The following is a 26509-nucleotide window of genomic DNA, read 5'->3' as shown; positions in this document are numbered from 1 at the left end:
CGACATGTGGCTGACCCGAGTTAGCGTACGCAACCCGTACTTCGCCGCCGTCCTGATGATGACGCTGATGGTGTTGGGCTTGTTCTCCTGGCAGAAGCTGGCGGTGGAGGAAATGCCCGACGTGCGCATGCCGATGGCGGTGGTGTACACCCCGTATTCCGGCGCTTCGCCCGAAGTGGTGGAGAGCGAAATCAGCAAGCCGCTGGAAGAAGCGCTGAACACCGTCAACGGCATCAAGGAAATCCGCTCCTATTCATCCGAAGGCAGCTCCTTCGTGGTGGCCGAGTTCGAACTGTCGGTCGACCCCATCGTCGCGGTGCAGAACGTGCGCGACAAAGTGGCGTCGGTGCAGGGGCAGTTCCGCCGCGAGATCGGCACGCCTTCGGTTTCCCAGGTCGACCCCAACGACAAGCCGATGCTGTCGCTGTCGCTGACCTCCAGCCAGACCCGGCCGCGCGAATTGAGCAGCTGGGCGGAAAACGTGCTGAAAAAGCGGCTGCAGATGGTGGAGGGCGTCGGCGACGTCAGCCTGATCGGCGCGGTGAAGCGCGAGATCCGCATCGATATCGACCCGGTGCGGCTGGAAGGCTCCGGCCTGTCGCTGGCCGATGTGGCCGACGCGATCAAGGCGGCCAACCAGGACTTCCCGGCCGGCAACGTCTCCACCGCCCAGAAAGAGTGGGCGATCCGGGTGTCCGGCAAGCTCAAGTCGGCCGAGGATTTCGCCGCGCTGGCGGTCGGCTACCGCAACGGCACGCCGATCCGGCTGGACGACATCGCCGATGTGGCGGATACCGAAGCCGAACAGGACAGCGTGTCGCTGATCAACGGCCAGCCCGGCCTAGGCATCGACATCAAGGCGGCGCGCGGCGCCAACGAGGTGGCGGTGGCGGCCGGGGTGAAGAAGTTGCTGGAAGAATTCAAGCCGCGGATGCCGGCCGGCACCGTGCTGCGCTACACCTATGATTCGGCCGAGGATGTGAAGAAAGCGCTGCACAGCGTGGAGTCGATGCTGCTGGAAGGCGCCGGCCTCACCATCCTGATCGTGTTCCTGTTTCTGGGCAGCTGGCGCAGCACGGTGATCACCGGCCTGACGCTGCCGGTGGCGCTGGTGGGCACCTTGTTCGCCATGCAGCTGATGGGCTTCACGCTCAACATCCTGACCCTGCTGGCGCTGTCGCTGTCCATCGGCCTGCTGATAGACGACGCCATCGTGGTGCGCGAGAACATCGTCCGCCACGCCGCGCTCGGCAAGAGCCATTACCAGGCGGCGCTGGACGGCACCAATGAAATCGGCCTGGCGGTGCTGGCCACCACGCTGACCGTGGTGGCGGTGTTCCTGCCGGTAGGCTTCATGAGCGGCATCATCGGCCGCTTCTTCCACCAGTTCGGCCTCACCGTGGCGGTGGCGGTGCTGATTTCGATGTTCGTCAGCTTCTCGCTCGACCCGATGCTGTCGTCGATCTGGCACGACCCGCACCACCACGGCGACAAGCACCGCGGCCCGCTGGGACGGATGCTGGATTGGTTCGAATCCTCGCTGGACGGCCTGTCCGAGCGCTACGCCAAGGTGATCCATTGGGTGCTGGGCCATCGCAAGACGGTGCTGGCGCTGGCGCTGGGCATCACGGCGGGCAGCTTCATGCTGGTGCCGATGATAGGCGGCGAATTCATTCCCGAGCGCGACAGCGGCAAGCTGAACGTGGTGTACCAGACCGCGCCCGGCTCCTCGCTGGAATACACCACCGCCAAGGGACGGGAGCTGGCCCAGGTGCTGTCGGGCATCCAGGAGATCCGCACGGTGTCGCTGGATGTCGGCGCCGGCAATTTCGGCGCCGGCAAGAACGACGGCACGCTGACTCTGGACATCGGCGACAAGCATCAACGCCAACGCAGCTTGAACGAAGTGATCGCCGATGCCCGCAAGCGGGTGCAGCCGGTGGCCGGCGTGCTGATCAAGGCGGTGGCCAACGACGAACAGCAGGGCAAGCCGGTATTCATCGGCCTGCGCGGCGGCGATCTGCGCGAGTTGGACGCGGTGTCGCGCGAGATCATGCGCAAGATCGCCAAGATCAAGGGCGTGCGAGACATTGAATCCAACCTCACCGAGGGCGACCCGTCGCTGAGCCTGACCCTGAAGCGCGACGCCGCGCTCAGCCTGGGCGTGGACCTCAACCGGGTGGGCAATCTGTTGTCGATGCTGTTGGCCGGCAACGTGGTGACCACCTGGGAAGCGCCCAATGGCGACAACTACGACGTGCGCTTGCGCATCCCCAAGGACGCGCGGCGCCAGGAGTTGCTGGACCAGCTCAAGGTGGCGGGCAACCGCGACGAGAACGGCGCCTCGCAAATGGTGCCGCTGTCCTCGCTGATCGAAACCCGGCAGGGGATCAGCCCGCGCCAGATCAAGCGCACCAATATGATGCGCGAGATCAGCATCATGGCCAATGTGGAAGGGCGCGACGTCAGCTCGGCGATGTCCGACGTCAACAAGCTGCTGGAGGGCATGCAGCTGCCGCCGGACGTGCAACTGGTGAGGCGCGGCCAACAGAAGGATATGGATGAAACCATCAGCAACGCGCTGCGCGCGCTGGGGCTGGGCGTCATCTTCATCTATCTGATCCTGGCGGCGCAGTTCCGCAGCTTCACCATGCCGGTAACCATCATGGTGTCGCTGCCGCTGGCTTTCGGCGGCGTGTTCTTCGCCTTGTTCCTGTGGGGGTCGACGCTGAACATGTTCTCGATCATCGGCATCATCATGCTGATGGGCCTAGTGGCCAAGAACGGCATTCTGCTGGTGGACTTCATCAACCGCTGCCGGCAGGAGGGCATGGAGCGCAATGCGGCGATCGCCGAAGCCGGGCGGGTGAGGCTGCGCCCGATCATGATGACCAGCCTGGCGATGATTTTCGGCATGCTGCCGCTGGCGCTGGGCACTGGCGATGGCTCGGAGACCAACCGGCCGATGGCGCACGCCATCATCGGCGGCCTGGCCACTTCCACGCTGCTGACCTTGCTGGTGGTGCCGGTGGTATACACCTATCTGGACAGCTTGCGCGGCCGCATTCGCCGGCTGTTGGGCGGGAAACGCAAGGACGCGCTGGTATTGAAGGCCGAAAACGGTAAATAGGACAGGCGCCGGCTTGGGCCGGCGTCTGTGACAATGACAGATTTATTTGCGCGGCTGGGCGACGCAATCGTTGCCGTCGAAGCTTACCGACTGGACGACATGGTCATGCGGGTCCACCACGAAATTGGTGGTGCAACTGTAGTACACCGAACCGCCGCCGCTGATGCCCCAGGGGTGGTAAAAGCCGCTGCTCTGGATCGGCATGTCCTGGCTGTACGCGTTGCGGTAGGTGTACAGCAGCTTGCCGTTGGGCATGGTCATCTGGCTGGTGGGCGTGCCCCAGGCGGCCAGTAGTTCGTTGGCGTCGCGGCCTTGCCAGACCAGCACCTTCTGCGCGTAGCCCTGCTGGGTGGCGCAGCCGGCGCTCAGCAGGCAGGCTGCGAGCAGCAGGACGGTGAGAGGGGTCTTCATTTCCGTTTCCTCGCATTCTTTGGGTGGGGAATGGCGCGGATCGCGGCGATTGCAGCTGCGACCGTCCCAAGGCGGCCATTCATGGGTTCTTCATAATTCTGCTTTTATTTTACGATGATGTCAGCGCCGCCCGCTGTCAATCGTTAAGGTTTGGGCAGAAACCGCCATCTGTTAACAAGATTGTGCAACAGGCGGCCGGCGCTTGATCGGGCGCGACGCGGCGGCAGACCGCGGCGCCCCATCCGCCGGCTCCGATGAAAACAACAAAGGAGAAACGACTATGTGCCTGAGAAAGCCCATCGCGGCGGCACTGATGGTCTGGGGGAGCATGTTGCCGATGCACGCATCGGCGGAGAAAGTGCTACATGGCGTATTCAACGCGCAGGAAACCGGCTTCGACCCGGCCAAGGTGTCGGACGTGTATTCCGCCGCGGTGATCGAACATATCTATGACCCCTTGCTGACCTTCGACTACCTGTCCCGTCCGGTGAAGGTGATCCCCAATGTCGTCACCGCGATGCCGACGGTCAGCGCCGACGGCCTGACTTACACCTTTCATCTGAAAAAAGGCATTTATTTCGCGCCGGACCCGGCTTTCAAGGGCAAGAAGCGCGAACTGACCGCCGCCGACTACGCCTATACGATCAAACGGCTGTCCGACCCCACGGTGGCCTCGCCGCTGAGCGACACCTTCACCGGCAAGCTGGTGGGGCTGGACGCGCTGGTGAAGAAAGCCGGCAAGGGCAAGCTGGATTACGACGCGCCGCTAGCCGGCATCCAGACGCCGGACCGTTACACGCTGCAGCTGAAGTTCAAGCAGCCGTTCCCTTCGCTGCCCTACGTGCTGGCCGGCAGCTGGGTGGAAGCCCAGGCGCGCGAGGTCATCGAGGCCTACGGCGACAATACCAACGCCCATCCGGTCGGCACCGGCCCCTACATGCTGAAGGACTGGAAGCCCGGCAACAGCATGACGCTGGTGCGCAACCCCAATTTCCGCAGCGAGACATTCCATTACCAGGCCGGCGCCGACGCCCGGGACCAGCGGATCGCCGCGCAGATGAACGGCAAGCGCTATCCGCAGATCGACCGGATCGAGATTTCGGTGATCCAGGAGGAGCAGCCGACCTGGCTGGCGTTCAAGAGCGGCGAGCTCGACGTGCTGAGCGGCAACCCCAGCATTCCGCAGCCGCTGATTCGCCAGGTGCTGCGGCTGGACCCGCATAATCCCGCGCGCGCGGAACTGAAGGCGGAATACCGCGAGCGCGGCTTCCAGCTCAACCGCAGCCTGGAGGAGGGCATCACGTTCTATGCCTTCAATATGAAGGATCCGGCGGTCGGCGGTTTCGGCAAGGACAAGATAGCCCTGCGCCGGGCCATCGCGATGGCCTTCGACAACAGCGAGACGATAAGCAACATCCGCCGCAACCAGGCGGTGCCGGTGCAGTACATCGTGCCGCCCAACGTCGCGGGCCATAACCCCGACTTCCGCGCCGCCTATCCGTTCAACCCGGCGCTGGCCAACGCGCTGCTGGACCAGGTCGGTTACAAGATAGGCGCCGGCGGCTACCGCAACCAGCCCGACGGCAAGCCGTTCACGGTGGATTTCGTCACCGGGCCGACGGCCATCGACAAGCAGTGGAACGAATACTGGCAAAAAGCCTTCGACCGCATCAAGGTGCGCGTCAACTTCCGCGTGGTGCAATGGAACGAGCAGGCCAAGGCGCTGCAGGAGTGCAAGTTCGGCATAGCCGGCGCGGCCTGGGGGGCAGATTATCCGGACGGCGACGATTTCATGCAGCTGCTGTACGGCCCGAATACCGGCGGCAGCAATTACTCCTGCTACCGTTCCGCCCGCTTCGACAGCCTGTATGAACAGTCGCGGGTGCTGCCCGACGGCCCGGCGCGCAACCGCCTGTACGATCAGATGAACAAGATCGTGGCCGGCGACACGCCCTGGGTCTACGGCGACATCCGCTATGTCAACGGCGTCGCCCAGCCCTGGGTGAGAGGCTTCAAGGTGCATCCCAACTTCAACGCCATCTGGCGCTTCCTGGACGTGCAGAAATAAGCGGCCCGCGAGGAGAACATCATGTCCGCATTCATCATTCGCCGGCTGCTGCAAATGATCCCGACCCTGCTCGGCGTCATGCTGCTGGTTTTCACGCTGTTCAGCGTTGTCGGCGGCGATCCGACGCTGGTGCTGGCCGGCAAACACCTGACGCCGGAAGTGCTGGCGCAGATCCGCAGCCAGCTCGGCCTCGACAAGAGCCTGCCCGAGCAATTCTGGCTATTCGTCCACCAGGTGCTGACGCTGAATTTCGGCACTTCCTGGTCCACCCAGCAGCCGGTGGCCGACATCATCGGCAGCCGCGTCGGCCCGTCGCTGACGCTGGCCGGGGCAATGCTGGTGGTCGACCTGCTGATCGCCATCCCGCTGGCCGCGCTGGTCGCCTATTTTCGCGGCGGCCTGACCGACCACCTGATCACCATCATCTGCACGGTGGCGATGTCGATCAGCGCGCTGATCTACATCATCGCCGGCCAGTATTTCCTGGCGTTCAAGCTGGGCTGGTTCCCGGTGCGCGGCTGGGGCGATTCGTTCTGGACCAATCTGTTCCTGTACGTGCCGCTGCCCTTGCTGATGGGCCTGATGGTGTCGCTGGGGCCGGACATCCGCTTTTACCGCAGCTTCTTCGTTGAGGAGCTGGGCCAGGACTACGTGCGCACCGCGCGCGCCAAGGGCTTGTCCGAGCGCCGCATCATGCTCAAGCACGTGCTGCGCAACGCGCTGATCCCGGTGGTGACCAGCGTGATGATGTCGCTTCCTTATTTGCTGATCGGGGCTTTGGTGCTGGAGAACTTCTTCGGCATCCCCGGCATGGGCAACGAGGTGATCCAGGCGGTCAACAAGAGCGATTTTCCGGTGATCAAGGCCATCACCATCTACATCGCCATCGCCACCATGGCGTTCAATCTGCTGGGCGATCTGGTCTACAAGTGGATCGATCCGCGCGTGCAACTGAAATAAGCGGGGGAAAACAATCATGACGACACTGCAGAATGCCGCGGGCCATCCGCCGGCCATGCCGTCCCGCAGCCTGTGGGCGCTGGGTTGGCAGCGTCTGAAGCGCAACAAGGTGGGCTTCATCTCTTTATGGATAGTGCTGGCCTATTTGCTGGTCGCCATCGGCGGCTGGTGCAATTTGATAGGCAGCAGCTGGACCGACGAGGTCGGCGTGCCATACGCGCCGCCCAGTTGGATAAAACCGTCGGCTGACGACGTGTTGCCGCCTGAGCGGGCGGCGGCGAAAGCGGCGGCCGCGCCCATCGTGGCGATGAGTCCGGCGGAAGACCCGATAAGCGAAGAGCTGGCCGCGGCGCAGAAGCATGTCGGCGACTATGCCGGCAAGGCGCAGACGCGACGGGACACGCTGCCGTTCGGCGGCGACTTGCAAGGCCGGGATGTGATCCAGAAAACCCTGAAAGGCACGTCCACCTCCATTTTCGTCGGCGTCTTCGGCGCGGTGTGCTCGCTGATGATAGGTTGCGCGCTGGGCGCGGCGTCCGGTTACTTCGGCGGCAAGACCGACGACTTCCTCAACTGGTTCTACAGCGTGTTCACCTCGGTGCCCGACATGCTGCTGCTGCTGTCCTTCGCCGCCGTGTCGGGCCGCGGCATCGGCACTATCATTTCGGTGATGGCGCTGACCAGCTGGACCGGCACCTATCGGCTGGTGCGCGCCGAATACCTGAAGTTGAAGGGACGCGAATACGTGCAGGCGGCCAATGCGATAGGCGCCGGCGACATGCGCAAGATGTTCATCCATATCCTGCCCAATATCTCCCACCTGCTGCTGGTGCAGTTTTCCTTGCTGACGGTGGCGCTGATCAAATACGAGGCCATTCTGTCCTTCCTCGGCTTCGGCGTCGACGTGCGCCAGGTCAGCTGGGGATCGATGCTGGAAGAAGCGCCGACCGAACTGATCCAGGGCTATTGGTGGCAGATGCTGGCGGTGACCGTGGCCATGTCGGTGCTGGTGACAGCGTTCAGCCTGCTGGTGGATGCGCTGCGCGACGCGCTGGATCCGCGCGCGGTGGCCAAGTAGGAGGCGGCAAGTGGAGAACCATCAAATGAATCAGCAAAACACCCTGCTGTCCGTGCGCAATCTGAAGGTGGGTTTCCGCCAGGAAGACGGCGGCCGCTTCGAGGCGCTCAAGGGCGTCAGCTTCGACATTCCGGCCCACCGCACGGTGGCGCTGGTCGGCGAATCGGGCTCCGGCAAGTCGGTGACGTCGATGGCCATCATGCAGCTGCTGCCGCCGCAATCCAGCGAGATCGATCCGGCGTCCGAACTGCTGTTCCAGGGCCGCAACCTGCTGCGGCTGTCGCGCGGCGAGCTGCGCAAGCTGCGCGGCAAGGACATCGCGATGATTTTCCAGGAGCCGATGAGCTCCTTGAACCCGGTGTTCAGCGTCGGCGAGCAGATCGTCGAGACGCTGACCCTTCACGCCGGCTTGAGCCGTTCCGCCGCCTGGAAGCGCGCGGTGGAGCTGCTGCGCGAAGTGGGCCTGCCGGAGCCGGAAAAGCGGGTGAAAGCCTACCCGCACGAACTGTCCGGCGGCCAGCAGCAGCGGGTGATGATCGCCATCGCCATCGCCTGCGAACCGAAGCTGCTGATCGCCGACGAGCCGACCACCGCGCTCGACGTCACGATTCAGAAGCAGATCCTGCAACTGATCGCCGACCTGCAGAAGAAGCACGGCATGTCGGTGCTGTTCATCACCCACGACCTGGGGGTGGTGGGCGAATTCGCCGACGAAGTGATCGTGATGCGCCACGGCGTGATCCGCGAGCAAGGCACGGTGAAGCAGATCTTCGAAAACCCGCAGGACGCCTACACCAAGGCGCTGCTGTCGTGCCGGCCGCACCTGGACCGCCGCCCGGAGCGGCTGGCGGTGATCGACGACTTCCTCCAGCCGGGCGGCTATGTCGAACCGGCCGAAAGGACACGTGGCTACGCCGCCGGCGACGAAATCGTGCTGGACGTGCAAGGGCTGTGCAAGAGCTTCGACATCCGCGAAGGGCTGTTCGGCAAGCGCCAGTTCCACGCGGTGAAGGACGTGTCGTTCCAGTTGGCGCGCGGCAAGACGCTGGGCATCGTCGGCGAATCCGGCTCGGGCAAGACCACCGTTGGCCTGACGCTGGTGCGGCTGCACCAGGCCACCGGCGGCAAGGCCTTGTTCCACGGCCAGGACCTGATCGGCATGAGCGCCAAGGCGTTCCACGCCTACAAGAAGCGGATCCAGATCATCTTCCAGAACCCGTACGCGTCGCTGAACCCGCGCTTCACCGTCGAGCAGATCCTGACCGAGCCGATGCTGCTGCACGGCATCGGCCAGGACGGCGGGCAACGCCGCAAGCTGGCGCAGGACCTGCTGGACAAGGTGGGCCTGCCGGCGGGCGCGCTGGCCAAGTACCCGCACGAGTTCTCCGGCGGCCAGCGGCAGCGGATCGCGATCGCGCGCTGCCTGACGCTGAAGCCGGAAGTGCTTATCTGCGACGAATCGGTATCGGCGCTAGACGTGTCGGTGCAGGCGCAGGTGTTGAACCTGCTGCAGGACCTGCAGGACGAGTACAAGCTGTCCTACCTGTTCATCTCGCATGATCTGGCGGTGGTGAAGCACATCTCGGACCAGGTGCTGGTGATGAACAAGGGTCAGGTGGTGGAGCAGGCGGATGCGGACGTGATCTACCGCGAGCCGAAGGACAGCTACACCAAGAAGCTGCTGGGGGCGATTCCGCAGGGGTGGAGCGCGGCGCTGGCGCCGGCCTGAGTTCTGGTGAAGTCGAAACGAAACCGGCCGCGAAGGCCGGTTTTTTTTATGGCCTCGGCACGGAAGGGAGCGGTTGTCAGGGGGCTTGTGATTGGGCGGGTGATTTTTTTTGATTATAAATATGAGTATTACTCACTTTGTTAGTGAACAATAAATTTCTTTTTTACAAATAAAGAGAATTATTTTGTAAAAAAACAACATTTATTGAAAAAATCCGGCATGGATTGTTGATAAGGCGACGCAGTGCGAGCGAGGGGGATTCTCAACCTCCGGACAAGGACAAGGGCGCAGCCGGCACTGGATTTGCTTGCCGCCGCGCATTCTGCCGCCACCGTCGCCATGGGCGGAAGCCGGGCAGTGCGGCCAATATCGGAGCGCTTTGCAAATTGTGACTGACTGTTACCTAGATTGACGCATTGTGCGAACTCTTCACACACTCGAAACATGACATGCACATGCATGGCGTGTCTGTACCTCCTGCCATGCCGGCCACAGAACCGGCAGACAGGGCTCGGGAAATAGCGTGAAGGAGAAGTTCCGTGATGAAAAGAACACAGCTGGCGCTGGCGCTGGCTTTGATAGGCATCGGTTCGCATGCTCCGCTGGCGTTGGCAGACGGCAACGGAGAGCTGGACCGCGTGGAAGTGACCGGCTCCAACATCAAGCGCAGCATCAAACAGGAGAAGGCGCTGCCGGTTACCGTCATCCGCACTGAAGAGGCGACCAAGCAGGGCTTCACGACGGTGGAGCAGGTGGTGAATTCGCTGGCCAGCAACCAGTCCGGCATGGTGTCCGCGTCTTCGGTCCAAAGCGTGAGCGGCGGCGCGTCCTATGCCAGCCTGCGAGGCTTGGGTTCGCAGTACACGCTGGTGCTGCTGGATGGCCGCAGGGTCGCCAGCCAGGCCATCAGCGGCTACGCCACCGACCTGAATGCGATACCGCTTTCGGCCATCGAGCGCATTGAAGTGCTGCGCGACGGCGCCTCCGCGATTTACGGCACCGACGCCATCGGCGGCGTGATCAACTTCATTACCAAGAAGTCGGTTACCGGCCTGACCGTAGGCGGAGAAATCCTGTCCACCGAGCACCGCGGCGGCAATACCGGCAACTTCAACCTGATTGGCGGCGTCGGCAATCTGGCGGAGGACGGCTGGAATGTCTATGGCTCGCTGGCTTATCAAAAGACCCAGCGCATCACCACGCTGGAGCGCAGCTACGCGCATAACAATCTGACTGCGGACAACCTGAGTGGCTCGGTTTTCCCCGCCAACTTTATTTACAAGGGCGTTGGTTACAACCCGGCGGCGCCGAAGTGCCAGCCGCCCTATGCGCAGCCGCTGGATGCCAATTCCTGCGGCGAGATGTCCACGCTGTTCATGGATCTGACGCCGGAGGTGGAGCAGTGGACAGCCACCGCCAAGGCCACCAAGCAGATCGGCGATCATTCCCTGTCGCTGCAGTACATGGGCGCGCGCAATATCAGCACCACCCGGATATCCCCGACCCCGCTGGCGAAGATCGCCACGCTGGTGGCGGGCGACAAATATTATCCAACCACCTTGCCGGATGGCACGCCTACCGATGGCAGCCCGGTGGTATTGAACGCGCGCTCGGTGCCGCTGGGGCCGCGCACCACCAAGAGCACCTCCGACACGCAGCGGATCGCCTTCAATGCCGAGGGCTTGCTGGGCGGCTGGGACTACCGGACCGGGGCCATCTATTCGGAAAACAAAACCACCATCAATTACCAGAGCGGCTATGCCAACGAAACCTTGATCCGCAACGCGTTCAAGAACGGCACCATCAACCCTTTCGGTCCTTCCGATCCGGGCGCGTGGGATAGCGTGAAGTTGTCCGGCGACGGCTGGATCGCCAAGTACACCACCGCGCTGGCCGACTTCAAGGCCAGCAAGGAGGTGCTGGAGTTGCCCGCCGGCATGCTGGCGACCGCGATCGGCGCCGAAGTGCGCCACGAGAAGCTGGATAGCCAGATCCAGGCGGCGGCCAGGAACGCCATCGGCTCCGGCATCGCCAATTCGCAATCCACTTCGGGCCAGCGCAATGTGTCCGCGCTGTATGCCGAGGCGGACATCCCGGTGCTGAAGGGGCTGGATGTCCAGGTCGCCACGCGTTTCGACCACTACAACGATTTCGGCAACTCGTTCAACCCCAAGGTGGCCTTCAAGTACCAGCCGGTTTCCCAGGTGTTGTTCCGCGGCTCGGCCAGCAAGGGCTTCCGCGCGCCGTCGCTGTACGACGTGTTCATGCCGGACTCCAAAACCTATAGCGCCGACAAGTTCAACGACCCGGTGCGTTGCCCGGGCGGCGTGCCGGCCAACGGCGGCAACAAGCCGCAGGATTGCAATCAGCAGTTCATGGTGATGCAGGGCGGCAGCCGCACCCTGGCGGCGGAAAAAGCGTCTTCGCTGACCTTAGGCCTGGTGATCGAGCCGGTGCCGGCGGTGACCGCCAGCGCGGACTTCTGGTGGACCATGGTGCAGAACAGCATAGGCACGCTGGATCCGGGCGCCATCTTCGCCGATCCGGCGAAGTACGCCGACCGCTTCGTGCGCAATCCGGATGGCTCGCTGGACTACGTCAAGACCCCGACTGAGAACCTGGGCAATCTGAGCGTGGCCGGCGTGGATGTCAGCCTGGCATTCCGCCTGCCGAAAACCGCCATCGGCGATTTCAGCGTCAATCTGGACGGCACCTACACCTCCAAGTACGTACAGCAGTTGGAAAAGGACGGCGTGTATTACAGCCCGCTGGGCGGCTGGTATCAGAACATCCTGCTGCCGACGCTGCGCTGGAAGCATAGCCTGGCCTTCAACTGGGCGAAGTCGGCCTGGAGCGCCTCGCTGGTGCAGAACTATTCGTCCGGCTACACCGACATGAACCCGAACGACGAAAACCACAGCGTGCGCTCCTACTCGAACTGGAACCTGTCCGGCAGCTATGTCTGGAAGAAGAAACTGACGGTGACGGCGGGGGTGAAAAACCTGTTCGATCAGCAGCCGCCGTTCAGCAACCAGACCAAGTCGTTCCAGTATGGTTTCGACCCGGTTCTGACCGATCCGGTGGGGCGCGCCTTCTTTATCAAAACGTCGTACAAACTGTAGTCTATGCCTATTGTATTTAATCGATAGGTATAGCATTCTGTCATGGGTGCCAAACCCAAGTGGTAGGTAGCAAGGGGATGCGGTTTTGCCGCATCTTGATGTTGTAATCGTCGGCGGGCATGGGCGTTTCGGCTCATGAGGACGGAGCGCCCGGCTCGCCGGCTTTGAACGAACGGGTAACCCAAATGACGAGTATCACAGCTAAAGGAGTGGGAGGCCCTCCGCCAAGGCGACGATTCGCCGGCTTGGCTGGGGTGATCATATTCCATGCCGTGCTGATCTACGCGCTGGTGACCGGCTTGGCGCAAGGCGTGGTCAAGGTGATCCAGCAGAAAGTGGAAGTGTCGGTGATCAGCGAACCGCCGCCGCCGCCACCGCCGCCGCCGCCGAAGATCGAGAAAGTGGTGCAGCCGACGGCGGCGCCGAAGCCGCAAGCGTATGTGCCGCCGGTCGTGAATCCGCCGCCGGTCGTGCAATCGGCGAACGCGATCCAGTCGGTGACATCGGATCCGAAGCCGCAACCCGCGCCGACGCCGGCGCCGGTGGTGGAAGCGCCGAAAGGGCCGATTTCGGCGAAAGCCAACTGCAGCCACCTGGAAGCGCCGGAGTACCCGAGCAAAGCGCAGGAAGACGAAATCCAGGGCGTGGTGCGGGTGGTGTTCGGCGTAGGCGCGGACGGCAAATTCAGCGGGATCAGCAATATCGGTTTCGACGGCAGCATCCCGCCGCGCTACCGCAGCAGCTTCAAGTCGGCGATCAGCGCCGCATTGCAAGGCTACACCTGCCAGGCCAATTCCCAGCTGACGCAGGAATTCGGCTTCAAACTCGACTCTGGCTCCTAAGACCAGGGCATCTCAAGACACAAAGGAGTAAATACCATGGCTAAATTCACACAAGCTCTGCTGGGCAAGGCACTGGCTGCGGCCGCGGCGCTGAGCGCGCTGCCGGCGATGGCGGCGGAGACGGTGACCACGGACAACCCGTACGGCATCGACGCGCTGTGGTCGCAAGGCGACTTCGTGGCGCGCGGCACGCTGATCATTCTGCTGATCATGTCGGCCTCCACCTGGTACGTGGGCATCGTCAAGCTGCTGGAGCAACGCCGCCTGATCAAGCAGGGTCACGAATTGCTGGGCCACCACGGCGTGGACCTGCAAAAAGCCGCCAGCGAACTGGCGGACGAAGGCATGTACAGCGCGGTAGCGCAAGCCGGCATCGAAGCGGCGAGCGAACACAAGGGCGAACTGTCCAACCGCGTGGACCTGAACACCTGGGTGTCGATGGCGATTTCTGACGCGGTGGACTCCGCCAGCCATCACATGCAAAACGGCCTGTCGGTGATCGCCACCGTGGGTTCGACCGCGCCGTTCGTCGGCCTGTTCGGCACGGTATGGGGCATTTACCACGCGCTGGTGAAGATCGGCACCTCGGGGCAGGCCTCCATCGACAAGGTGGCCGGTCCGGTGGGCGAAGCGCTGATCATGACCGCGATCGGTCTGGCGGTGGCGGTGCCGGCGGTGCTGGGTTACAACTGGCTGGTGCGCCGCAACAAGCTGGTGCTGGACAACGTACGCGTGGTGTCCGGCCGACTGCACGCCAGCCTGCTGAACAACCCGACCCGGTAATTGGCCATGGCCCGTTATAAACGCTTTGGCCACGGCAAGGGAGACGAGGATCAGGTGCTGTCGGCGATCAACACCACGCCATTGGTGGACGTGATGTTGGTGCTGCTGATCATCTTCCTGATCACCGTGCCGGTGGTGACGCAAACGGTGAAGATGACGCTGCCGAAAGAGCAGAACATCCCGACGCAGACGAAGCCGGAAAACATCGTGCTGGGTGTGGACACGCACAACACGATTTACTGGAACACGCTGCCGATGAAGAGCCAGGAAGACCTGCTGGCGCGACTGGTGAAGGAAGCGAAGAAGACACCGCAGCCGGAAGTGCACATCCGTGGCGACGCGGCGGCGAAGTACGCGCCGATAGGCCGCATCGTGCTGGCGGTGCAGCAGGCGGGGATCGTGAAGATCGCGTTCATCACCGAGCCTCCGGCGCGGAACTAGGAGAAAAGACATGGCGATGAATGTAGGGTCGTCGGGAGAAGACGATCTGATGATGGAAATCAACACCACGCCGTTGATCGACGTGATGTTGGTGATGCTGATCATGCTGATCATCACGATACCGATCCAGACGCACGCGGTGAAGCTGGACATGCCGGTGAACACGCCGTCGAAGCCGCTGGAGAAGCCGGTGGTGGTGCAGATCGACATTTCGCCGGACAATTCGGTGCTGTGGAACGGCGAGAAGCTGGCGGGTCGGGAGCAGCTGGAGGCGAAGCTGACGGCGGCGGGGAAGGCGAGTCCGCAGCCTGAGCTGCACATCAAGCCGAACAAGGACGCGAGCTACGAGCCGGTGGCGATGGTGCTGGCGGAGTCGCAGCGTTTGGGTTTGACGAAGCTGGGCATCGTCGGATCGGAACAGTTCGTCAAGTAAGCCGTCATCTGTTCGTGTGGAAAGGCAGCCTTCGGGCTGCCTTTCTTTATCACGGTGGACAAGGAGGAGAAGAATGAAATTGAAACTGATGGTGCTGGCGCTGGTCATGGCCGGCCAGGCCTGGGCGCACGAGCTTTCCGGCATCGACACCAAGAATTTCAATCCGGATGTGCGTCCGCAGGACGATATCTATCTGGCGGTGAATGGCAAGTGGCTGGATACCCATGAAATTCCGGCGGCGGAGTCCTGGGAGGGCGCGTTCAAGGAGTTGCGCGACCTGAGCGAGGAGCGCAGCCGCAGCCTGATCGAGACGGCATCGGCCGCGAGCGGCGCGGCGGGGAATGCGCAGAAGATCGGCGCGCTCTATTCCAGCTTCATGGATGAGGCCGCGGCGGAGAAAAAGGGCCTGCAGCCGATAGAGGCGGACCTGCAGGCCATTACCTTGTTGTCCAGTCGGAACGAGCTGTTGCGGCTGCTCGGCGCCGGGCAGGCAGGCAACGCGCGTTTGCCGTTGGCTTTTGAGGTCGGCATAGACGCCAAGGATGCCAAGTCCTACCTGCCGGAGCTGTACCAGAGCGGCTTGTTGATGCCGGACCGCGATTATTATCTGGGCAAGGATCCGCGTTTCGCCAAGGCGCGCGCCGCCTTCCTGGTCTATCTGCAGCAGTTGTTCAAGCAGGCGGGTTACGCGCAGCCGGCCAAGCGCGCGGCCAGGGTATTGGCGCTGGAGACGCAGCTGGCACAGCTGCAACGCAGCCGGGTGGATAACCGCGATCCGCAAAAACGCTACAACAAGATGACGGTCGCCCAGTTGGCGAAGCTGGCGCCCAAGCTTGACTGGCATGGCTTCTTCGCCGAGGCCAGGGCGGCCGATCTGGCGGTGCTTAACGTCAATCAGCCGGAGTATGTGAGCGGCTTGGCGCAATTGCTGCGGAAGCAGCCGCTGCTCAATTGGCAGGACTACCTGATCGCCCATACGCTGGATGGCTATGCGCCCTATCTGAACAAGGCGCTGGTGGATGCGCGGTTCGACTTCTACGGCAAGGCCTTGTCCGGCACGCTGGAGCAGCGCCCGCGCTGGAAGCGCGGCGTGCAGCTGGTGGAGTCGTCGCTGGGAGAGGTGCTGGGCGAGCAGTATGTCGCCAAGTATTTCCCGGCCGAGCACAAGCAGAAAATGCAGGAGCTGGTGGCCAATCTGATGCAGGCGTACCGGCAAAGCATAGACGGCTTGAGCTGGATGAGTCCGGCGACCAAGCAGGCGGCCCAGGTCAAACTGTCTAAGTACATGCTGAAGATCGCTTACCCGGATCATTGGCGCGATTACTCCGGCCTGCAGTTGCAAGCCGGGGACCTGGTGGGCAACGTCAAGCGCGCCAATCGCTTCGAATACCAGTGGCAGCTGTCGCATCTTGGCAAGCCGGTTGACCGGACCGAGTGGGGCATGACGCCGCAAACGGTGAATGCCTATTACAATCCGAGCCAGAACGAAATCGTGTTTCCCGCCGCCATTCTGCAGCCGCCGTTCTTCAATGCGCAGGCGGATGACGCCGCCAATTACGGCGGCATCGGCGCGGTGATCGGGCACGAAATCAGCCATGGCTTCGACGATCAGGGCAGCCAGTACGATGCCGACGGCAACCTGCGCGATTGGTGGACCGCGGAAGACAAGGCGCGCTTCCATGAACTGACCAACAAGCTGGTGGCGCAATACGAGGCCTACGAACCGCTGCCTGGCAAGCACATCAACGGCAAGCTGACGCTGGGCGAGAACATCGCCGACAACGTTGGTTTGCAGATCGCTTACAAGGCTTATCAGCTGTCGCTGGGCGGCAAGCCGGCGCCGGTGATCGACGGCATGACCGGCGATCAGCGCTTCTTCTACGGCTTCGCACAGGTTTGGCGCGGCAAGGTGCGGGACGAAGCGCTGTTGTCGCGCCTGGTGTCCGATCCGCACTCGCCGGAAGCGTTCCGCGCCATCGGGGCGACCTCGAACAGCGATGCGTTCCAGAAGGCTTTCGAAGTGAAGCCGGGCGACAAGATGTTCAAGCCGGAAGATCAGCGCATCCGCATCTGGTAAGCGTTTGCCTTCTGCTTATTCCAGCCCGCGGCGCGAGTCGCGGGCTGTTTATTTTGGCAATAATATTGCTGTAATTGGTTCGGATGCTTACACTTCGGGCCATGCGTATATCGGTATGGATAGTTTTAAGCGCGCTGCTCGCGGCGTGTGATTCGCGGCAGGTGGAGTCGGTAGCCAAATCAGGAGAAGTGCGGCAGCTTGCGGCCTTGGGTCAGGCTTTGCTGACTAGCTCCAAGGGGGAGCACGCTTTGCCTGATGCGCCAGCTGTTGAGGCGGCGCCTCTGGTGCGCGGCGGCAAGGAGGTTGGCCATCGTGATTTTCCCGCTGCCAAGCGCATCCTGCCCAGGGTGTATGCCGGCATGGAGGTGGATTTCTACTGCGGTTGCCGCTATCAAGGCAAGGCGGTGGACTGGGCCTCCTGCGGTTATCAGCCGCGCAAGTCGGAAAGCCGCGCCAGCCGCATAGAGTGGGAGCATGTGGTGCCGGCCTGGGTATTGGGGCATCAACGTCAGTGCTGGCAGAAAGGCGGCCGCAAAGCTTGCGGCGATACGGACCCCCTGTTTCAGATGGCGGAGGGCGATCTGAACAATCTGGTGCCGGCGGTGGGAGAGGTCAATGGCGATCGCGCCAATTTCTCCTACGGCGCCTGGGAAATCCATCCGCGCCCTATTTACGGCCAGTGCCAGTCGCTGGTGGACTTCAAGCAGAAGCGTTTCCAGCCTCGGGAGGAAGTTCGCGGTTCAGCCGCGCGGATCACGCTGTATATGCACCAGCGCTATGGCCTGCGCATCAGCCAGCAGGACAAGCAGCTGATGTGCGCCTGGGCGCGCAAGTATCCGGTGGATGAATGGGAGCGGCAGCGCAATCGCCGCATCATCCAGTGGCAGGGAGAGGGCAATTTTCTGGTGTCGCAGCCTGGAGAACTGGATAGAGTCTGCAGCTGACCCGCTGCGATCGGGAGAAGAAAAAAACGCCACGGCATGCCGTGGCGTTTTTGATGGCGAGCGGGAGGGCGACGCTTAGAACGCTACCTTCATGCCGATGCCGAAAGCTTGCGGGCTGTTGCCCGGGGTCAGGCTGGCGTCTTTGGTGCCCAGGGCTGTGTCATATACTGCGTTGTTGGCGAAGTTGGCGTTCTGTTTCGCGTTGTTGGTGATCTTGGTGGCGTAGGCCAGCAGCTGGGTGGACTTGGACAGGTTGTAGGTGCCGCCCAGGATCCATTGCTTGGCCTTGAAGTCGTCGCCATTGATGCCGGCGCCGACATTCTTCAGCGTGCCGAGCTGGCCGTAGGACAGTTTGATCGACGCGGCGCCGAAGTCCTGGCCCAGCGCGATCAGCCAGTCATCCTGTTTTACTTGGCCGCCGGCTAGTTGGTCATAGGTGCCCCATTCATAGTTGCCGCCGATGAAGGTGCCGAAGTCGAACTTGTAGCTGGCGGCAATACTGTAGAACGAGATGTTCTTGCTGGATCCCAGAGAAGAGGTCAGGGCACCAGTTTTTGCATCAAAGGATGTTCCCTTATCATATTGCTTGTCCCAAGCAGTGGCCAAGTTCAGGCTGCCCCAGTTGTAGCCCAAGCCCAGGGAGATGCGCTTGGCATCTGTGCTCTGTTTGTTGGCATCATTGGCACGGGCTTCATCCACGCCCCAGGAGCCGCCCAGCGTAAAACCGGCCCATTTCGGGGAGAACCAGTGGACCGAGTTGGCCAGACGGGCTTCGCCACGGCTGTTGACCGAGCTGGAGCCGAAGTTGTCGGCGGTGGTGTTGACCATCAGGTCGGTGCCCAGCGCGCTGTTGCTGCTGCCGGTGAAGACCTTGTAGGCGGAGTCGTTCTGACCCAGCAGCACTTTGCCGAAGTCGGCGTTGTCGATGCCGATGAAGGTGTTGCGGGTGCCGAAGGATGCGGACTGGCCCTTGTCGTTGGTGCCGCCGTTCTCAAAGTTGCGCAGGCTGCTTTCCACTTGCCAGATGGCCTTGGTGCCGCCGCCCAGATCTTCCCAGCCCTTGAAGCCGATGCGGGAGTTTTGATCGCTCACGCGGGTGCGGGAAGTATACGGGCTGGTGCTGCCGGAGGCTTTGGCGGATTCGATGCCAGCGCTGAGGAAACCGTAGATGGTGACGTCGGCGTGGGCGGCTACCGGGAGGATGAACATAGATGCAACCAAGGCTGCCAGATTCTTCTTCTGCATGAGGATACTCCAAGTCAAGTCTGAGGTTCTGTGGTGAAGCGGTGAAGTCTTCGTGTCTGCTTAACAACTATCGCACGACTGCTTCACAACTTTGTCTGAGTTTAACCACAGAATATGACGGGAGTGTTTCCAAACTGGCAAAAGGAGTGGTGGAAAAACGACGCCTGTTGCAATTATGCCGAAAATTTGTTCGGGTAGACTTCGTCAATTAGTGTCCGACAATCGACCACGCGCAAGTCATTGTCCTTGGCGAAGTCCATCAGGAACTGGTAGATCTGCGGATGCACTTTTTCCAGCTTTTTGTCGACTGCCACGCAACGCACGCCTTCCAGCAGCATCGGGCGAACATAAGCGTGGTAGGACAGGCGTTGGTTGGTGTCGAAGGAGGCCAGGATGCCGGCGAGGCGTTCCGCCCAGTCGCTGGGGCGGAAAGTGCGGCCCTCGGAGGTGAGGCCCTGGATGACGATTTCGTATGGATTGCAGATCATGGCGGTGGAACCAGTGTGTGTGCTTTTGGTGTAGCCTGTTTTGTTGCAGCTGCTAAGGCGTTTTTTGTCGGCCGGCGATTTTTACTTATGCGAAAGTTTCGTGATCATACCTGAAAATCATATGCGCTTGAATGGCGGCAGCGAGGCCAGCAGTTTTTTGCCGTAGCTTTGCCGTGTCAGGCGGTTGTCCAGGATGGTGACGCGGCCATAGTCGCGCTCGGTGCGGATCAGCCGGCCCACCGCCTGCACTAGTTTGATCGACGCCTCCGGCACCGTCAGTTCGATGAAGGGGTTGCCGCCGCGTTTCTCGATCCAGCGCGACAGGGTCTTGCCCACTGGGTCATCCGGCATCGCGAACGGCAGCTTGGCGATGATCACGTGCACGCAGCTTTCGCCTGGCAGGTCCAGCCCTTCCGAAAATGAATCCAGGCCGAAAATCACGCTGGATTGCTGCTCTTCCAGCCGCTTGTGGTGGGTGTCCAGCAGGGTGCGCTTGGGGATTTCGCCCTGCACCAGCAGGCGATCGCGCAGCTCGGCCGGCAGCCCGGCGGCCACTTCCTGCATCTGTTTGCGCGAAGAAAACAGCACCAGGGTGCCGACCGCCTGGGCCGGGTCGATCAGCTTGGGCAGCCATTCGATGATCTCGCGGGTGTGGCCGCCCGGGTCTTTCGGGCTGGCCTGCAGCGGCGGCAGGTACAGTTCGCCCTGCTCATCGAAGTTGAACGGCGAATCCAGGGCCAGGCAGCTGACCTTGGGCAGCCATTTCAGGCCGGTTTGCGACAGCAGCAGCTCGAAATCGCCCAGCGAGCGCAGCGTGGCGGAGGTGAGCACGGCGCCGCAGGCGCGGCGCCACAGCGTGGCGGCCAGGCTGGCGGCGGCGCTCACCGGAGAGGCCGAGAACAGGTAGTCGCCCTTGCCTTCGGCGCGGCGGGTGATCCATTTGGCGATCGGCGGCGCGTTTTCGGCTGTTTCGGTATCGAACAAATCCCATACCGCCATCAGCTGTTCCGCGCGGCCGATCAGGAAGCCCAGCTCGGTGGCGGTCTTGTCCAGGTCGCCGTCGCCATTCTTGTCCTTGCGGGTTTCCGACAGCGCGTTGCCCATGTCGTCCAGCTGTTTGGACAGCGAGCGGGCGGAAACGGCCATATTGGCGGCGGGCGTTTTGAGCCGTTCCGGCAGGATGCCGTCTTCTATCAGCCAGGAGGGCTCCAGATTGTCGCTGCTGGCGGCCAGCGCGTCCTCGCCCTCCAGCAGCCACAGCCATTCGGTGAGGGTTTCCACGCAGGCGGCGGCGGAGTCTATCGCCTGGCTGGCCAGCTCGGCCTTGCCGGTGTGCGCTTCGGCGTGGACCACCACGGCGGCCACTTTGTCCAGCCAGCCCAGCGCCTGCGCCAGCGAATGCTCGGCGGCGAACTGGTTGATCGCCTTTTTGGCCAGATGGTGCGCCTCGTCTATGCAGTAGAAGCTTTCTTCCGGCGCCGGCAGGATCACGCCGCCGCCCATGGAGACATCGGCCAGCATCAGGTCGTGGTTGGCCACCACCACGTCGACGTTTTCCAGCGTGTCGCGCGCCAGGTAGAACGGGCACTCGGCGCGGTTCGGACAGGCGGTTTTCAGACAGCCGTGGCGATCATTGGTGACGCGCGACCACAAGCCGTCCTCGATCACGGTGTCCCAGTTGTCGCGGTCGCCATCCCATTTGCGGTAGTGGAAGGCGTCGGCCATCGCCGACAGCGCGTCCAGTTCGGCTTGTTCGGGCTTGTGGTCCCACAGCGCCATCATCGGATCGGGCTGCAGCAGGCTTTGCTGCGCGTGCTGGGCGGTAAGGCCGTACAGCCGGTACGGGCACAGGTAGCGGCCGCGGCCCTTGGCCAGCGCGAAGCTCAGCGGCAGACCGCTGTTTTCCACCACGAAGGGCAGGTCGCGGTTGACCAGCTGCTCCTGCAGCGCCACGGTGGCGCTGGTGACCACCAGTTTCTTGCCGCGCGCGCGCGCCATCACGCCGCCGGCCAGCAGATAGGCCAGGCTTTTCCCGACGCCGGTGGGGCCTTCGATCACGGCGATGCTTTCGCCTTCGCGCTGCGGCCACTCGTCTTCCACCTTCTCCTGGGCGCGGGAGAGGGTGTTGGCGATTTCGGCCAGCATCCGCCGCTGCGAGGCGCGCGGGCGGAAGCCCGGCAGGTTGTCGGAGAGGGTACGGTAGTGGTCGCGAATCGCGTCTTTTTCGGCATCGGTCAGCATGGCGCAATTGTATCGCATGCGGCCTTTGTGCGCCTGCATAATGACGGCGACGGCAAGATGTGGATAGGATAGGCGGAACAACAGAAAAACAAGCAGCGGCGCGCGCGGCCCGGACAGACAAAAACAACGCGCGGCAACACAACTGGAGAAACCATCATGAAACCCGTCAGCCGCGTTCTCGTGGTCAGCGATGATGTGACATGGCAAGCCGAAGTGCTGGCCGGACTTGGGGCTGCAGCGGTGCGGCTGGAAAATCCGTTCGGCCTGACCTTCGTCGCCGCGGCGACCAGCGCCGAAACCATGGACCTCATCGCGCGCGACGGCGAAACGCAAGTCGTGCTGGTCGACCGCCAATTGAAAGGCGCCGGCGCGAACCAGGCGGCGGCCCAGCTGGCCAACCGCATCAGCGCGTTCCGGCCGGAGGTCTCGCTTTACGTGTTTCTGCAGGACGATGACGAGCGGGCGCTGGTGGAAGAGCTGGCCAGCCACGCGGTGGACGGCTATTTCTACCGCGATGAGGCCGATTTCAACGGCTGGTTCCGCATCCTGGCGGCCGAGCTGGCGGAAAAGTCGGCCACGCCGTTTTACGACAAGCTCAAGCAGTACGTGCGGATGGCCAAGGACTCCTGGCATACCCCGGGCCATTCCGGCGGCGATTCGCTGAAGGGCAGCCCCTGGGTAGGGGATTTCCACGATTTCGTCGGCGAGCACCTGCTGCGCGCCGACCTGTCGGTGTCGGTGCCGATGCTGGATTCGCTGCTGCACCCGACCGGGGTGATCGCGGAGTCGCAGATGCTGGCGGCCAAGGCTTTCGGCGCGAAGAAGACCTATTTCGCCACCAACGGCACCTCGACATCCAACAAGGTGATCTTCCAGACGCTGCTGGCACCGGGCGACAAGCTGCTGCTGGACCGCAACTGTCACAAATCGGTCCATCACGGCGTGATCCTTTCCGGCGCGCTGCCGGTGTATCTGGATTCGTCGATCAATCGCCAGTACGGCATTTTCGGGCCGGTGCCGAAGACCACCATCTTCGAGGGGATAGATGCCAATCCGGACGCGCGGGTGCTGATCCTCACCTCCTGCACCTACGACGGCCTGCGCTACGACCTGAAGCCCATCATCGAGGCCGCGCACGAGAAGGGCATCAAGGTGATCGTCGACGAGGCCTGGTACGGCTTCGCCCGCTTCCACCCGGCCTTCCGTCCGACGGCGCTGGAGTCCGGCGCCGATTACGTCACCCAGAGCACCCACAAGATCCTGTCCGCCTTCTCGCAGGCCAGCATGATCCACGTCAACGATCCCGGTTTCGACGCGCATCTGTTCCGCGAAAACTTCAACATGCACGCGTCCACCAGTCCGCAGTACAACTTGATCGCCAGCCTGGACGTGGCGCGCAAGCAGGCGGTGATGGAAGGCTACCGCCTGCTGGACCGCACCTTGAAGCTGGCGCAGGAATTGCGCGAGAAGATCAACTCCACCGGCGTGTTCCGCGTACTGGAGCTGGCCGACTTGCTGCCGGAGGAGGTGAGGGAAGACGGCATCCAGCTCGACCCCACCAAGCTGACGGTGGACTTCACCCGTTCCGGCTTCACCGCCGACGAACTGCAGCAGGCCTTGTTCGAGCGTTACAACGTCCAGGTGGAGAAGTCGACGTTCAGCACCATCACGCTGCTGCTGACCATAGGCACCACCCGCAGCAAGCTGTCGCGGCTGTACGACGCGATGCTGCGGCTGGCGAAGGAAAACCGTCCGGCGCGCGCGCTGGGGCGGATGCCGGAGATCCCGCATTTCAGCCGATTGGCCTGCCTGCCGCGCGACGCCTTCTACGAGGCCGGCGAACGGTTGCCGCTGCTGGACGACGATGGCCGTCCCAATGCCGAGCTGTGCGGCCGCGTGTGTTGCGACCAGATCGTGCCTTATCCTCCCGGCATTCCGGTGCTGGTGCCGGGGCAGCTGATAGACGACACCATCTTGTCGTATTTGGCGCGGCTGCAAAAAACACAGAAAACCATAGAAATGCATGGTTTGGCTGAGGATGGCGGCGAATTTTACGTGCGCGTGCTGCGTCCGGCCGAGTTGGCGGAATTGCCGGGACGAGGATTGTTCAATTGAATGCTTGTCAGGCAGGGTGATTTCCGATAAATATAACAAATGTCGCATTTCTGTAAATCATGACTTTGTCCTGTCTGGGGTGCGGCGTTTGTTAAAGTGACTTGAGACCAGCGTGTAGTAATGTGCCGTTGCGCATGAAATCACCTCTCGGTGTTGCACGCGCAGCGGCCTCTTTTTTTCCGATTGGAGCATCATGAAGTCCGTAAGGCATTACCTGCAGTTCAGCGACCTGACTCCCGACGAGTACCACCATCTCTTCGAGCGAACCAAGGTTCTGAAGCGACGACAAGGCGCCGGCGAGTTGCACCGGCCGCTGGTCGGCAAGGTGATGTCCATGGTGTTCGAAAAGCACTCCACCCGCACCCGCGCGTCGTTCGAGGCCGGCATGGCCCAGTTGGGCGGGCATGCGATGTTTCTGGACACCAAGAGCTCGCAGATGGGCCGCGGCGAGCCGGTGGAGGACACCGCGAGAGTGTTGTCGCGGATGAGCGACATCATCATGATCCGCACCTTCGAGCAGCGCCAGGTCGAACGGCTGGCGGCGCATTCCCGCGTGCCGGTGATCAACGGCCTGACCAATGAATACCATCCGTGCCAGATTCTGGCCGACATCTTCACCTATGTGGAGCGGCACGGTTCGATCAAGGGCAAGACCGTGGCCTGGATAGGCGACGGCAACAACGTCTGCCGCACCTGGCTGCAGGCCGCGCGCGTGCTCGGCTTCAAGCTGAAGGTGGCGTCGCCGCTGGGCTACGAGCTGAAGGCGTTGGACGGCCACCATTACGGCTCGGAGCTCCTGGAGCTGACGCAAGACCCGGCACGGGCGGCGAGCGGGGCGGACATCGTCACCACCGACGTGTTCACCAGCATGGGTTACGAGGCCGAGCAGGCGGCGCGGCGCGAGGCTTTCGCCGGCTACCAGGTGACGGCGGAACTGATGAGGCACGCCAAGCCCGACGCGCTGTTCATGCACTGCCTGCCCGCGCATCGCGGCGAGGAGGTGGCGGCCGAGGTGATAGACGGCCCGCAAAGCGTGGTATGGGACGAAGCCGAAAACCGCATGCACGCGCAAAAGGCCCTGATCGAATTTCTGTTGCTGGGGCACCGCGAGGACTGAGTCCCGCCCGGCAATCGACAAGCAAACAATACGTGGGAAGCAAAGCAATGTCTGACATCAAGAAAGTAGTACTGGCCTATTCCGGCGGCCTGGATACCTCCGTCATCCTCAAGTGGCTGCAGGACGTTTATCAATGCGAAGTGGTGACCTTCACCGCCGACATCGGCCAGGGCGAAGAAGTGGAGCCGGCGCGCCAGAAAGCCGTGTCGCTGGGCATCAAGCCGGAGAACATCTTCATCGAGGACCTGCGCGAGGAGTTCGTCCGCGACTACGTGTTCCCGATGTTCCGCGCCAACACCGTCTATGAAGGCGAATACCTGCTGGGCACCTCCATCGCCCGGCCGCTGATCGCCAAGCGCCAGATCGCGATCGCCAACCAGGTGGGCGCCGACGCGGTGTCGCACGGCGCCACCGGCAAGGGCAACGACCAAGTGCGCTTCGAGCTGGGCTATTACGCGCTCAAGCCCGACGTCAAGGTAATCGCGCCGTGGCGCGAGTGGGACCTGCTATCGCGCGAGAAGCTGCTGGCTTACGCCGAAGCCCACGGCATCGACATCAGCAAGAAGAAAAACGGCGGCAGCCCGTACTCGATGGACGCCAACTTGCTGCACATCTCTTATGAAGGCACCTCGCTGGAAGACCCGGCGCGCGAGCCGGACGAGGACATGTGGCTGTGGAGCGTCAGCCCGGAAAACGCGCCGGACCAGGCTGAATACGTCGAGCTGGAATACAAGCACGGCGACATCGTCGCCATCAACGGCCAGGCGCTGAGTCCGGCCGCGGTGCTGACTGAGCTGAACCGCCTGGGCAACAAGCACGGCATCGGCCGCCTCGACATCGTCGAAAACCGCTATGTCGGCATGAAGTCGCGCGGCTGCTATGAAACCCCGGGTGGCACCATCATGCTGAAGGCGCACCGCGCGATCGAGTCGATCACGCTGGACCGCGAAGTGGCGCACCTGAAGGACGAGCTGATGCCGAAGTACGCGCAGCTGATCTACACCGGCTACTGGTGGAGCCCGGAGCGCGCGATGCTGCAGCAGATGATAGACGCGTCGCAGGCCACGGTGAACGGATGGGTGCGGCTGAAGCTGTACAAGGGCAATGTGATCGTCGTCGGCCGCGAATCGAAAACCGATTCGCTGTTCGACCCGACCATCGCCACCTTCGACGAAGACGGCGGCGCCTACAACCACGCCGACGCCGCCGGCTTCATCCGCCTGAACGCCTTGCGGATGCGCATCGCCGCCAATGCGCGGAACAAGCGCGGCTGATACAATCGGTT

Annotated in this window: 18 protein-coding genes and 1 pseudogene; 15 read left to right on the top strand and 4 right to left on the bottom strand. The window is 62.5% G+C overall.

Features of this window, described 5'->3' with window-relative positions; all coding sequences use genetic code 11:
- Positions 1 to 4 precede the first annotated feature (4 nt).
- Positions 5 to 3130 carry an efflux RND transporter permease subunit gene (locus U6115_RS15120; RefSeq protein WP_059184231.1) on the top strand — a complete coding sequence of 1042 codons (3126 nt, stop codon included), beginning with the start codon at positions 5 to 7 and terminating at the stop codon, positions 3128 to 3130.
- 42 nt (positions 3131 to 3172) lie between these two features.
- On the opposite strand, the gene U6115_RS15115 is transcribed toward U6115_RS15120, so the two are convergent.
- Positions 3173 to 3541 carry a hypothetical protein gene (locus tag U6115_RS15115; RefSeq protein ID WP_047238486.1) on the bottom strand — a complete coding sequence of 123 codons (369 nt, stop codon included), beginning with the start codon at positions 3539 to 3541 and terminating at the stop codon, positions 3173 to 3175.
- 337 nt (positions 3542 to 3878) lie between these two features.
- On the opposite strand from U6115_RS15115, the gene U6115_RS15110 reads away from it, so the two are divergent.
- The 11 genes from U6115_RS15110 to U6115_RS15060 all read left to right on the top strand — a co-directional run bounded on the left by U6115_RS15110 (position 3879) and on the right by U6115_RS15060 (position 18018).
- Complete coding sequence (locus tag U6115_RS15110) at positions 3879 to 5609, top strand: ABC transporter substrate-binding protein (protein ID WP_236849624.1); 1731 nt, start codon at positions 3879 to 3881, stop codon at positions 5607 to 5609.
- A 21-nt stretch (positions 5610 to 5630) separates the two neighbouring features.
- Complete coding sequence (locus U6115_RS15105; protein ID WP_047238484.1) at positions 5631 to 6569, top strand: ABC transporter permease; 939 nt, start codon at positions 5631 to 5633, stop codon at positions 6567 to 6569.
- A 16-nt stretch (positions 6570 to 6585) separates the two neighbouring features.
- Positions 6586 to 7647 (top strand): ABC transporter permease, encoded by a 1062-nt coding sequence (locus U6115_RS15100; RefSeq protein WP_052878145.1) that lies wholly within the window; start codon positions 6586 to 6588, stop codon positions 7645 to 7647.
- Between the two features lie 25 nt (positions 7648 to 7672).
- Positions 7673 to 9376, top strand: a complete 1704-nt coding sequence (locus U6115_RS15095) for an ABC transporter ATP-binding protein (protein WP_047258685.1) — start codon at positions 7673 to 7675, stop codon at positions 9374 to 9376.
- Between the two features lie 542 nt (positions 9377 to 9918).
- Positions 9919 to 12498: a TonB-dependent receptor gene (locus U6115_RS15090; protein WP_047238722.1), complete on the top strand. Its 2580-nt coding sequence runs from the start codon at positions 9919 to 9921 to the stop codon at positions 12496 to 12498.
- Positions 12499 to 12752: 254 nt separating this feature from the next.
- A complete protein-coding gene (locus tag U6115_RS15085; RefSeq protein WP_236849623.1) occupies positions 12753 to 13340 on the top strand; it encodes a hypothetical protein in 588 nt (195 codons plus the stop codon).
- A gap of 36 nt (positions 13341 to 13376) precedes the next feature.
- Positions 13377 to 14123: a MotA/TolQ/ExbB proton channel family protein gene (locus U6115_RS15080; RefSeq protein WP_043573190.1), complete on the top strand. Its 747-nt coding sequence runs from the start codon at positions 13377 to 13379 to the stop codon at positions 14121 to 14123.
- Between the two features lie 6 nt (positions 14124 to 14129).
- On the top strand, positions 14130 to 14564 hold the full coding sequence (locus tag U6115_RS15075) for an ExbD/TolR family protein (RefSeq protein WP_043573243.1): 435 nt from the start codon (positions 14130 to 14132) through the stop codon (positions 14562 to 14564).
- Positions 14565 to 14574: 10 nt separating this feature from the next.
- The gene (locus tag U6115_RS15070; RefSeq protein ID WP_043573188.1) at positions 14575 to 14997 is read left to right on the top strand and encodes an ExbD/TolR family protein; all 423 of its coding nucleotides are present in this window, start codon (positions 14575 to 14577) and stop codon (positions 14995 to 14997) included.
- Positions 14998 to 15070: 73 nt separating this feature from the next.
- A complete protein-coding gene (locus tag U6115_RS15065; protein ID WP_043573185.1) occupies positions 15071 to 17074 on the top strand; it encodes a M13 family metallopeptidase in 2004 nt (667 codons plus the stop codon).
- Positions 17075 to 17322: 248 nt separating this feature from the next.
- On the top strand, positions 17323 to 18018 hold the full coding sequence (locus U6115_RS15060) for an endonuclease (RefSeq protein WP_230623333.1): 696 nt from the start codon (positions 17323 to 17325) through the stop codon (positions 18016 to 18018).
- Positions 18019 to 18093: 75 nt separating this feature from the next.
- Here the strand turns inward: U6115_RS15060 and U6115_RS15055 are convergent, their stop codons facing one another.
- The 3 genes and pseudogenes from U6115_RS15055 to dinG all read right to left on the bottom strand — a co-directional run bounded on the left by U6115_RS15055 (position 18094) and on the right by dinG (position 21992).
- Positions 18094 to 19263: a porin gene (locus U6115_RS15055; RefSeq protein WP_043573182.1), complete on the bottom strand. Its 1170-nt coding sequence runs from the start codon at positions 19261 to 19263 to the stop codon at positions 18094 to 18096.
- A 200-nt stretch (positions 19264 to 19463) separates the two neighbouring features.
- Positions 19464 to 19751 (bottom strand): annotated as a pseudogene (locus U6115_RS15050) (DUF3579 domain-containing protein); the annotation flags it as partial.
- Positions 19752 to 19868: 117 nt separating this feature from the next.
- Positions 19869 to 21992: an ATP-dependent DNA helicase DinG gene (gene dinG, locus U6115_RS15045; RefSeq protein WP_043573237.1), complete on the bottom strand. Its 2124-nt coding sequence runs from the start codon at positions 21990 to 21992 to the stop codon at positions 19869 to 19871.
- A 156-nt stretch (positions 21993 to 22148) separates the two neighbouring features.
- Here dinG and U6115_RS15040 point away from each other — a divergent pair, with 156 nt between their 5' ends.
- The 3 genes from U6115_RS15040 to U6115_RS15030 all read left to right on the top strand — a co-directional run bounded on the left by U6115_RS15040 (position 22149) and on the right by U6115_RS15030 (position 26498).
- A complete protein-coding gene (locus U6115_RS15040; protein ID WP_043573177.1) occupies positions 22149 to 24107 on the top strand; it encodes an aminotransferase class I/II-fold pyridoxal phosphate-dependent enzyme in 1959 nt (652 codons plus the stop codon).
- 193 nt (positions 24108 to 24300) lie between these two features.
- Positions 24301 to 25224, top strand: a complete 924-nt coding sequence (gene argF, locus U6115_RS15035; RefSeq protein WP_043573175.1) for an ornithine carbamoyltransferase — start codon at positions 24301 to 24303, stop codon at positions 25222 to 25224.
- A gap of 47 nt (positions 25225 to 25271) precedes the next feature.
- On the top strand, positions 25272 to 26498 hold the full coding sequence (locus tag U6115_RS15030; protein WP_043573173.1) for an argininosuccinate synthase: 1227 nt from the start codon (positions 25272 to 25274) through the stop codon (positions 26496 to 26498).
- Positions 26499 to 26509: the final 11 nt, after the last annotated feature.

Source organism: Chromobacterium subtsugae (assembly GCF_035919665.1).
Classification (GTDB): domain Bacteria; phylum Pseudomonadota; class Gammaproteobacteria; order Burkholderiales; family Chromobacteriaceae; genus Chromobacterium; species Chromobacterium subtsugae.
This window is presented reverse-complemented; position numbering and strand designations above follow the sequence as displayed.